Below are 8,953 nucleotides of genomic sequence, written 5' to 3'. Positions count from 1 at the left end.
CGCCTACGATCCGCTACCCCCGATGAACGCCCATCGGTGGCTTCGCTGGAGGCCTGGCGGTGGCGAACGGGGAGTTGCCCGTTGGCCTCGGAGCTGGAGTTGGAACTGGGGGTTCCGCAGCACCGCTCCACCCTCATACTTACAGTATCTCACGAGTCTCCAGGCCCAATCCGTGATCAGCGCTGTCCCCAGGCACCCACCGGAGATCAGGGTTTGACCGCCTTCTGTCCCCAGTGTGGCGCCGAGCACGACCCCGCCAGCAGCCGCTGTCCGGACGCTCCCCTGGTCGGCCGGACCCTCCGTGCCGGCATCCGCGTCCGGGAAATGCTGGGCGCCACGTCGGTCGGCCCGCTCTACCGTGGCGAGTACCCGACGGGGGTGGATGTGGGCATCCTCTTCCTGGGGTCCGCTTCCAGCGATCCCGCCACCCTCGCCGTGCTGCGGCAGCGCTTTCGCCAAGCCATCCAGATTCAGCATCTCAATGTGGCCGCGATCCATGAGGTGAGCGAGACCCACGACGGGCTGGTCTACGTGGTGGCCGAGTGCCTCGCGGGGGAGCTGCTGGGGGAGATCGTCGCCAGGCGTGGCGCCCTGCCGCCGGAGGAGGCCCTGGATCTCTGCCTGCAGGCAGCGGCCGGCCTGCAGGCAGCGCACACCCTCGGGTGGACCCACGGGAATCTCTCGCCGGACACCATCCTGGTGACCCAGGCCGCGGGCGGCCGGCCGCTCCTCAAGCTGATCGGCTTCACCCAGGAGTTGCTGCCGCGGCGTTCCCGCATCGACGGAACCCTCGAGGACAGTGTGAGCGCGGGCTACGCGAGCCCGGAGCGGATGGCCGGGCGCCCTGCGGACGAGCGCAGCGACGTTTTCAGCCTGGGCGCCGTCCTCCTTCACATGCTCACCGGAGCCCCGCCCGCGCTCGCCACCCCGGCTGTTCGCCTTCCGGAGAGCCTGCGCGCCGCGCTCGAGCGGGCGCTCGCCCCTTCGCCCGCCCGGCGCTTTCAGACGGTTGCGGAGTTCGTGGAGGCGATCACGCCCCACGAACAGCAGACCGGCCCGGTCCCCAGGCTGGGACGAGTGATGGGAACCGGCGCCCTCCCCCTCGGCGCCGCGGCCGCCGCCCTGGTGGCGGTGGCGGCGGGCCTCTGGCTGCTCTGGGCTATCCAGCGGCCTTCAACGGGAGGCCTCCGGCCGAGGGTCCAGGAATCCGGATCCGTAGTGGCCCCGCCCGACTCGAATCCTGCCCCCAGCTCGCGCGTTGTGCCGCGGATCCGCCGCGACTCGGCAGCGGCGCGCCTTCCGGCAGATTCCGGGGCTCGTCCACCTCATCCCAAGGGCACAGTGGACTCGGTTCCGGGGCCGGTCATCAGCCCGTTCCGGCGCACCCATCCGTGGGTCGCGATCTTGGGAGAGCGGTTTTACTATCGCAGCAGCTGTCCCGTCGCTCTCGAGTCTCGCGACCTGCTCTACTTCACCAGCGAAGAGGAAGCGCGGGCCAGCGGCTTCGTGCGGACCCGGATCCCGGAGTGCCATTGAGGCTGGGCCGGGGAACGATCACGCCTGGGCGGTTTTCGCGGTGGCTCGCTCATCGGCGTGAGCGCCGGCCGGAACGCGCTCCCGCCGCCGCTGGAAGCCGGGGAGCCAGACGGGCGCGCCATCGATTCCGGGCGGAAGCGGGACCCCGAGCCAATCGGCGACGGCGGGAAAGAGGTCGACCGTACGGAGTGGCGCGGCCGGAAGCGCCTCACTGGCCCACACCGGGGTCTGCATGTGCCCGCGGATGAGGCTCCCGTGGCCGGAGCGGTGCTCGGGCACCTCGAAACGCTCTCGAAAATCGTAGCCTTCCCGCGCCACGACCAGCAGGTCGCCCGCTCGATCGGCCCGGAACTGATCCAGCAGGTGATAGGCTGCGTCGGGGAGCTCCGCATCCCAGGTCGACTCCAGCCACTCCCGCTCCGACCCGGTCCGTGGGCCGCCCATGGCGAGTGGATCGCCGTGGATCGGGCGATACCGGATGGTCCCGCCCGCACGTGCGATGATGGCGGTTCCCTTCGCGGTGCCGACCCACACCCCCCCTTCCGCCGCTTCGCCCGCCACCAGCGCCACCGAAGGCTCGGCAAGGAGCGCGTCTACCAGGTCGCCCGGGCTGCCGAAGGCGTCCGGGTGGCGGAGCCGCTCGACCGGCCAGCGCTCCTCCCGGCGGACGTTGGGCTGCGCGTAGACCATGGCCGAGCCGTTTCCCGCCACCATCACGGCGGCACGCGGGTTTCGTTCCCAGGTGATGGGATGAGAGAGCGTCGGCACGCCGCGGGCGCGGAACCACTGCGCCAGGTCCAGATGGGTGTGTACCACGGTGGCCCCGTGATCGCTCACAACCAGGATCAGCGACCGCTCCAGCTCCCCTCGCCGCCGGAGCATCTCGCGCAGCTGGCCCACCGTCGCATCCACCCGAGCCAGCGCTCGCCGAACCGGCGCCGAGTCCGGGTTGGTCTGGTGGGTGTAACCGTCCACCGCGGGGAACTGAGCGAACACGAACCGTGCCGCGCCCCGGGCCGCGCGCAGCAGGTGCCGGGCGACGGCTTCGTCGGATGGCTGATGCCACTGGGCGTAGTGCGCCAGCGCGCCCCAGGCCTGGCGCTCCCGTCGCGCAGGGTCGCCGGCCGGAGAGAGCCCGCGCGCGATCGGAGTGAAGATGCCGACGCTCTCGGGCACCAGCTCGAATATGGTGCGCACGTCGGAAGCGATGTCCTGGTCCAGGAGCGGCGCCTGGTACCCGCAGTAGCTCCGCACGGCTCCGCGGTCACGCCACCAGCGGCCACCGTAGGCGCGGCGGTCGAGCCAGCGGATGGATGGAATGTTGCAGCGTCCCGGGGTGCAGCCGGTGAGAAACGGCAGGTAGGCGACGCTGGTGGTCGAGGGGAACACGGTGATCGCGCGGGTCCGCCCGCCGGACTGGAGCATCGCCTCCAGGTTGGGCAGCGCGCCGGCGGCCAGGCGCTCCTCCGCCACGTCGGGACGGAGGCCATCAACCAGCAGGAGAAAACATCGGGTGGAGGACGGCTGCATGCGATGGCCGTGAGACGGGCGAGGCGCTCGGGTTCGGGAATCCGAAAGCTAATCCGATGAGTGGGGAGGGGAAGCGCGATCTGCCGGCTCGGCCACCGGCCGCGCGCCGCGGCAGCCTGGTCTCCGCGATGAACTGGATGGGAGGGCTCTCGCTGCTGCTCTTCTGGCTGCCTGGGGTAGGGCCGTTCATCGCCGGACTGGTCGGAGGGAGCAAGGCGGGCTCCGTGAAACGGGCCGTGCTCGCGGTGTTTCTGCCCGCCGTGCTCACCGGAGTCCTGGCGGCGGCAGGAGTGTCATACCTAACACATTGGTGGGTCTGGGGTGTGCTGGCCGGGCTGGGCGGTGTGGCGGTCTCCCTCCTCAATATCGTCCCCCTATTGGGCGGCGCGATCCTGGGCGGGCTCCTGTCTCGCTTCGTTGCTTCCTGAACCTCCGAAAAAACCCTCTTCCCAGGCTGGCTATGCGCGCCGTCCTCTGGCTTGTCCTCACGCTTGCCTTGACGAGCTGCGGCTCCGCCGCGTCCGACCCCCCGTCGGACGCCGACCTCAGGGTGCTCTTCCTCGGCAACAGCCTGACCCAGTTCAACGACTTGCCCGGCCTGGTGGCGGGCATCGCCGAGGCGGCCGATGGGCCGCGAGTCACGACCGAGTCGGTGGATTTCGGCGGGGCGAGCCTGGAGGACCTCTGGAATCAGGGCGACGCCCTGGCCGCGATCGACCGCGGCGGTTGGGACATCGTGGTGCTGCAGCAGGGTCCCTCGGCTCTGCCGGAAAGCCGGGTGCTGCTGCTGCGCGATGCCGGGCGGTTCGCCGAGCGGATCCGCGCGGCCGGCGGCCGGCCGGCGCTCTACATGGTCTGGCCCCCGCTCGATCGGTCCGGCGACTGGGATGCGGTCACCGAGTCCTACACTGCCGCCGCCCGGTCCGTCGACGGCCTCCTGCTCCCCGCCGGCGAGGCGATCCGCGAGGCGCTCCGGCGCAAGCCAACGCTCGAGCTGCTCGCGGCCGACCACTTCCACCCCACCCCGACGGGCAGCTATCTCGCCGCACTGGTGATCTACGCCGGGCTCTCGGGACGCTCGGTGACCGGCCTGGTGCAGCGGACCGCGCCCTCAACCATCCCCCTATCGGACTTAGCGTTGCTGGAGGCGGCCGCTAGCTGGGCCATCCTCAACCACAGCACTCCCTGAACGGACCTGGCCGGCCCCGGACCTGTCGGCCATGTGCGGCACCTCACCTCGCCTCCGGGCGCGGCTGTGGTATCTTGCAGGGGTAACGGATTGGTCACGAATCCGGCTCAAGTCCATCACACCCAGCGAGGCCGCGCATGTATATCGATCCTACGGCAGGGAGCCTCCTGCTCCAAATCGTCGCCGCTGGCGTGCTGTCCGTCGTGGCCATGTTCTCCCGGGTGCGCGAGGGTGCGAAGACCTTCTTCAAGTCGCTCCTGCCTGGCCGCAACAGGTGGACCGACAAGCAGTAGGCGGGAGCTCGCCGGCCCGGCTCTACCCTTTCCTCCTGGCTGTCGTTCCCGTCGTTCACCTGGTCGCCTCCAATCCAGGGTGGTCCAGGCTCGACGACCTCGCGGTCGTGGTGGCCGTGGTGCTGGCAGGATGCGGCTTGCTCTACGGAGTGGCGGCGCTGGTGGCGCGCGGCCGCTGGGGTGGACGCCTGCCGCCCTTGGCGGTGCTCGCGGCGGTCCTCTGGTTCTGGGGCTACGTCCAGGTCGTCGATCGGGTGGGCCACAGGGGGGATATCACCACTCACCTGGTGGTCTTTCCCATCGGCGCGGTGGTGACGCTCGGGCTCGCCTGGTGGCTCCTCCATCGACCGGCCGTGCTGGACCGTCTGACGATCTTCCTGACGCTTTTGGGTGGGCTCCTCGTGGGGTGGTCCGCGTTCTCCATCGGGCGGACCGAGCTGCGCAGCGCCCTGGCGATCCGGGGGAGCGCGGTGGTTCGGCGGCTGGCACAGCCGATCCGGGTGCGGCCCGGCGCTGCGAGTGGACCCAAGCGCGACATCTATCTCATCATCCTCGACGAATACGCCAACGCCGAGGTCACTGGGGCGCGGTATGGGTTCGACAACCACGTCTTCCTGGACAGCCTGCGGCGGCTCGGCTTCGTGGTTCCGGTGGTCCACAGCAACTACCTGCACACGCTGATCTCGCTTCCCTCGCTCCTCAACGCCAGCCAGCTCGCCGATCTCCCCAATGATGTCGGCAGCCGGACGGGCAATCCGAGGCTGGCCAACCATCTGGTCGAGCACAACCGCGCCGTCGAATTCCTCAAGTCGCAGGGTTACACCTTCGCCTTTTTCCCATCGCTGTGGTGGCCCGCCACCCGGCACAACGGGAGCGCGGATCTGGAGTTCGACGGGAGCGACGGATTCGATCCAGCGCGGGAGCTGAGCCGAACCGAGCTCCGCCGTGATCTGCGAATCGCCTCCATGCTGGATCTGCTCCACCGGGAAACCAGGTGGAGCGCCGCGGATGGCGAGCAGACCATCCGCACTCTGGCCGCCGTCGCCCAGGTGCCCAGGATTCCCGGACCGGTGTTCGGCCTGGCGCATGTGCTGAGTCCGCACCAGCCGTTCACCTTCCAGTCGGACTGCCGGCCACTCGGCCCTAAACTGGCCGCCGGGTCGAGGCCGGGAAGCCGCTACATCGGCCAGATCGAATGCACCAACCGGATGGTGCTGAAGCTGGTCACGGCGGTCCTGCGGGCCTCTGACGTGCCGCCGGTCATCCTGCTCCAGGGTGACCACGGCTCCAGCACGCCGGGCTTCGACACCGCCGCGACCGCCGAGGACATTCCCCTGGCCTCCGCCCACGATCGGTTCGGCGCCTTCGGAGCGTACTACCTGCCGGATCACGGCTCGGCGGCGTTCGGGAACAGCGTGACCGTGGTCAATGTGCTGGGGAACGTGCTTCGCTACTATCTCGGGGCCGACTTGCCGCGAGAGCCCGACGACCTGTATCTCTCCGCCTACAGCGCCCCCTACGCGTTCAAGCGGGTGAGCCTCGCCTGGCTGGCGCAGGCGGACTCGGCCTCCGGCGCGCAACGCACGGTGAGCGCCGGAGCCTCCGCTACCTCTCCGTAGACCGAGTTGCACCCCTTACGCGGCCAGCTTCGCCGCGCAGACCTGGGCCATCCGCGGCATGATGGCGAGCACCGTCTCGTCACCCGCGAGGCGCCGCATCGCGAGCACGCCATCCCGCAGGGCTTCGGCGGAGATGAGCCCCGCCTCCACGAACGCGGGGCCCGCTTCTGCGACCGACAGCTCCAGCAGCCGCTTGCCGTCGCCGCGCGCGAAGGCCGGCTGATTGAAGGCGATGTCGGGCGAGGCGAAGCCGGCCGCACGGATCATCTGATAGAGCCGCCTGCCGAGGGTGTAATCGACCCCGCGCTTGGGACCAAGCGCCCCGAAGAGCTCCGCAAACAGCCCCAGTGCGGAGGCGGGCTCACTGCCGGCGGACGTCAGATCTCCGTCCTCGCACACCAGCATTCCTCCCGGACGCAACAGGCGATGCATCTCGCGCAGCGCCGCGTCCGGCTCGGCCAGATGGATGAGTAAGTACCGGCAATACACCAGGTCGAATGAAGCCGCGGGCAGGCCGGTGGCAGCGGCACTGGCCTCCACGAAGGTGACGTTGGTGAGTCCCCGCTCCTGGATCAGCTCGTCCGCCTCGTCAAGCTGGGCGCGGCTGAGATCCACTCCGACGACGTGTCCCTCGCGCCCCACTAGCTCCGCGAGATCCGCCGTGACCTGCCCGATCCCGCACCCCAGGTCCGCCACCCGCATTCCGGCCCCGAGGCCCGCCAGACGGAGCAGACGCCGACTGCCGGCGCCATAGACCTGGTGCAGGATCCGCAGGCGGTAGGCGGCCGCCCCTCCGGTGGCGAGCACGTAAGTGCCGGGTTCCTGTTCCATCGCGATCGGTGACATCGCCGTCCCTCCGAGACTGCCGGTATGACTCCGGGTGCCGCTGATGATGGCCAACGATACGAATCAGCGGATGTCCTCGGGATCGGGGGCAGCCTGAGAGGGATGTCGGTGTTTCGCCTACGAGTTTGCTCCGCTGGCGCAGCCGATTACGGCATGTAGACCTGGCTGACGGTACCTGTCGGCAGCGAGGCCCCATCTCCGATCCGCCAAGGGTCACGATATGAGCCGTGCCGTCCAATGCGACCCGAGGCGCGGCGAGGTGGCTGCGCGGTGTTGGCATGGACGCCCGCCGTCGACCAGGTGTTCGTTTCGGGTCCAACGCTAGGAAACAGAAATCCCCGCTCACCCTTGAGGTGGCGGGGACTCGGTTTCTCCTATCGGGGCGCCGGGATTTGAACCCGGGACCTCCTGCTCCCGAAGCAGGCGCGCTAACCGGGCTGCGCTACGCCCCGCTCACTCTCCCCACGTCCCTGTCTGGCCCATGCGCCCTGAGGGACTCGAACCCCCAACCTTTTGATCCGTAGTCGCCAGGGCAAGCGGGCTCAATCGCTAACCACTGCGGGGGCAAGATAGTTCGGGCAGGCCAGCGGTCACAAGCGCTCTCAATCGCCAGCAATCTTGCACCATTCTCCCGCACCGCTTCTGCCCGGCTTACCATTCGGTCACTGACTGGCGCGAATTCGGTGGAGGCGCTTCTGTGACTATCCGTATTGCCTTAGACCGTGCATGGAATAGCAACATCAATCAAGCCTTCCCCGCCGTCGAGCCCTTCAACATAGAGCGTGCATCGTACTCGTGCAGAGGGATCGACTGGTCCGCCCCCCGGATCACGCACCGTCCACCTTCCAACCGCGGCCCGGATCCGGGCGATTGCGTTGTCGCTCAATATTGTCGTCCGACTAATCACACCCACGAGTTCGCCATTGGGTAGGCGGAAATGATCGAGCAAGCGCTCATTGTTCGGCCCTGGTTCCGATAACGTCATGGTTCTAAGCGGTGGCGGGGCAAGGACCACGACGAACTGGATCACCTTCCCCGGTCCAGGGTCTTCGACCCAATGAACATTGAGTCCCGAAAAGGTCTGTTCGGTGGTCCTTAATTCAGAGGCTGGGGTAGCGACCTGATAAGCGATAGTAAAACCCTTGGCCGTCATCGCGGGCCGTTCCCACCCGGTCATTTTTCTATCCGCTCCCTCACGTATGGCAATTTTGCCGGCCTCCACCGCGCCGCGAGTAACGGCTGTCCGCCACCTGCCACTCGCATGAAGGCTCGTCTTCAGGACACTCCCGGTTGCGCGGTCGGCCAGATAGACGTCGCTCGGGCCATCAGGTCTGACGGCTCCGTCGATCCCCCATAACTTAAATACGGTCCCGTGAGGTCCATCCGGGGACCCTGCCCCAAAGCGAATCGCCCGCTCGCCTCGCCTAGACACGTCCAACCTTCGGCGGGCGCGGGGAACGGCGAATCCAGCCGCGTTGAGGCTCTGTTGACTCCATGCCTTTAGTCTAGCAGCGGCAACCTTACAGGAGTCAAGCATGGAGGGAATCTGCTGGCTTGACGACAGCCCGTGGCTGGCTCTTTGGCCACAGGGCGGCAGTCTTGATGGACTAGGTAAACCTGCGCAGTTGATGCGAGGGCCGCGGCCCGATGAAGGGCGCCCCCGGCAAAATGGCGATCCTCACCTTGACCGGCCCGATCCAACGGCGGCGCCTTTGAGAACATCGCTAGCATTCATGCCGACACCATGATCGCCACTTTTCCTCTGGGGGTTCGCCGCTTCAGTGTTGCTACCCCCTGGATTCCGATGCGAGACCTCACAAGCCCCTCTACGGTTCTTCGTGTATAGCCTTTCCATAGATCTGTAGGAACTTCATGCGAAGATCAGTCGTACGGCCCAGCGCCGAATTGCGTTCTTGCTGGCAGGCCGTCGCGGGAGCGAT

Annotated in this window: 7 protein-coding genes and 1 tRNA gene; 5 read left to right on the top strand and 3 right to left on the bottom strand. The window is 68.1% G+C overall.

Going from position 1 to position 8,953, the window contains the following annotated elements; genetic code table 11:
- The first annotated feature begins 213 nt into the window (after window positions 1-213).
- On the top strand, window positions 214-1,536 hold the full coding sequence (locus tag VHR41_08165; protein HEX3234158.1) for a protein kinase: 1,323 nt from the start codon (window positions 214-216) through the stop codon (window positions 1,534-1,536).
- An 18-nt stretch (window positions 1,537-1,554) separates the two neighbouring features.
- Here the strand turns inward: VHR41_08165 and VHR41_08160 are convergent, their stop codons facing one another.
- Window positions 1,555-3,066 (bottom strand): alkaline phosphatase family protein, encoded by a 1,512-nt coding sequence (locus VHR41_08160; protein ID HEX3234157.1) that lies wholly within the window; start codon window positions 3,064-3,066, stop codon window positions 1,555-1,557.
- A 56-nt stretch (window positions 3,067-3,122) separates the two neighbouring features.
- On the opposite strand from VHR41_08160, the gene VHR41_08155 reads away from it, so the two are divergent.
- The 4 genes from VHR41_08155 to VHR41_08140 all read left to right on the top strand — a co-directional run bounded on the left by VHR41_08155 (window position 3,123) and on the right by VHR41_08140 (window position 6,167).
- Window positions 3,123-3,494 (top strand): hypothetical protein, encoded by a 372-nt coding sequence (locus VHR41_08155; GenBank protein ID HEX3234156.1) that lies wholly within the window; start codon window positions 3,123-3,125, stop codon window positions 3,492-3,494.
- A 32-nt stretch (window positions 3,495-3,526) separates the two neighbouring features.
- A complete protein-coding gene (locus VHR41_08150) occupies window positions 3,527-4,255 on the top strand; it encodes a hypothetical protein (GenBank protein ID HEX3234155.1) in 729 nt (242 codons plus the stop codon).
- A 137-nt stretch (window positions 4,256-4,392) separates the two neighbouring features.
- Entirely contained in the window at window positions 4,393-4,548 is a 156-nt protein-coding gene (locus VHR41_08145) for a hypothetical protein (GenBank protein ID HEX3234154.1), read from the top strand.
- Window positions 4,530-6,167 (top strand): hypothetical protein, encoded by a 1,638-nt coding sequence (locus VHR41_08140; GenBank protein ID HEX3234153.1) that lies wholly within the window; start codon window positions 4,530-4,532, stop codon window positions 6,165-6,167. Before VHR41_08145 ends, VHR41_08140 begins: the two co-directional genes overlap by 19 nt.
- 15 nt (window positions 6,168-6,182) lie before the next feature.
- Here VHR41_08140 and VHR41_08135 read toward each other — a convergent pair whose 3' ends face one another.
- Together VHR41_08135 and VHR41_08130 are read right to left on the bottom strand one after the other, a co-directional pair.
- Entirely contained in the window at window positions 6,183-7,013 is an 831-nt protein-coding gene (locus tag VHR41_08135; GenBank protein ID HEX3234152.1) for a methyltransferase domain-containing protein, read from the bottom strand.
- Between the two features lie 377 nt (window positions 7,014-7,390).
- Window positions 7,391-7,465 (bottom strand) — tRNA-Pro (locus tag VHR41_08130).
- Window positions 7,466-8,953 lie beyond the last annotated feature (1,488 nt).

The organism is Gemmatimonadales bacterium (assembly GCA_036265815.1).
In the GTDB taxonomy this organism is placed as follows: Bacteria; Gemmatimonadota; Gemmatimonadetes; order Gemmatimonadales; family GWC2-71-9; genus CAVVWJ01.
This window is presented reverse-complemented; position numbering and strand designations above follow the sequence as displayed.

What these genes read in the sequence shown, in the direction of transcription:
- VHR41_08160 (HEX3234157.1), bottom strand. Translation starts at nt 3,066, where the DNA reads ATGCAGCCGTCCTCCACCCGATGTTTTCTCCTGCTGGTTGATGGCCTC.
- VHR41_08155 (HEX3234156.1), top strand. Translation starts at nt 3,123, where the DNA reads ATGAGTGGGGAGGGGAAGCGCGATCTGCCGGCTCGGCCACCGGCCGCG.
- VHR41_08150 (HEX3234155.1), top strand. Translation starts at nt 3,527, where the DNA reads ATGCGCGCCGTCCTCTGGCTTGTCCTCACGCTTGCCTTGACGAGCTGC.
- VHR41_08145 (HEX3234154.1), top strand. Translation starts at nt 4,393, where the DNA reads ATGTATATCGATCCTACGGCAGGGAGCCTCCTGCTCCAAATCGTCGCC.
- VHR41_08135 (HEX3234152.1), bottom strand. Translation starts at nt 7,013, where the DNA reads ATGTCACCGATCGCGATGGAACAGGAACCCGGCACTTACGTGCTCGCC.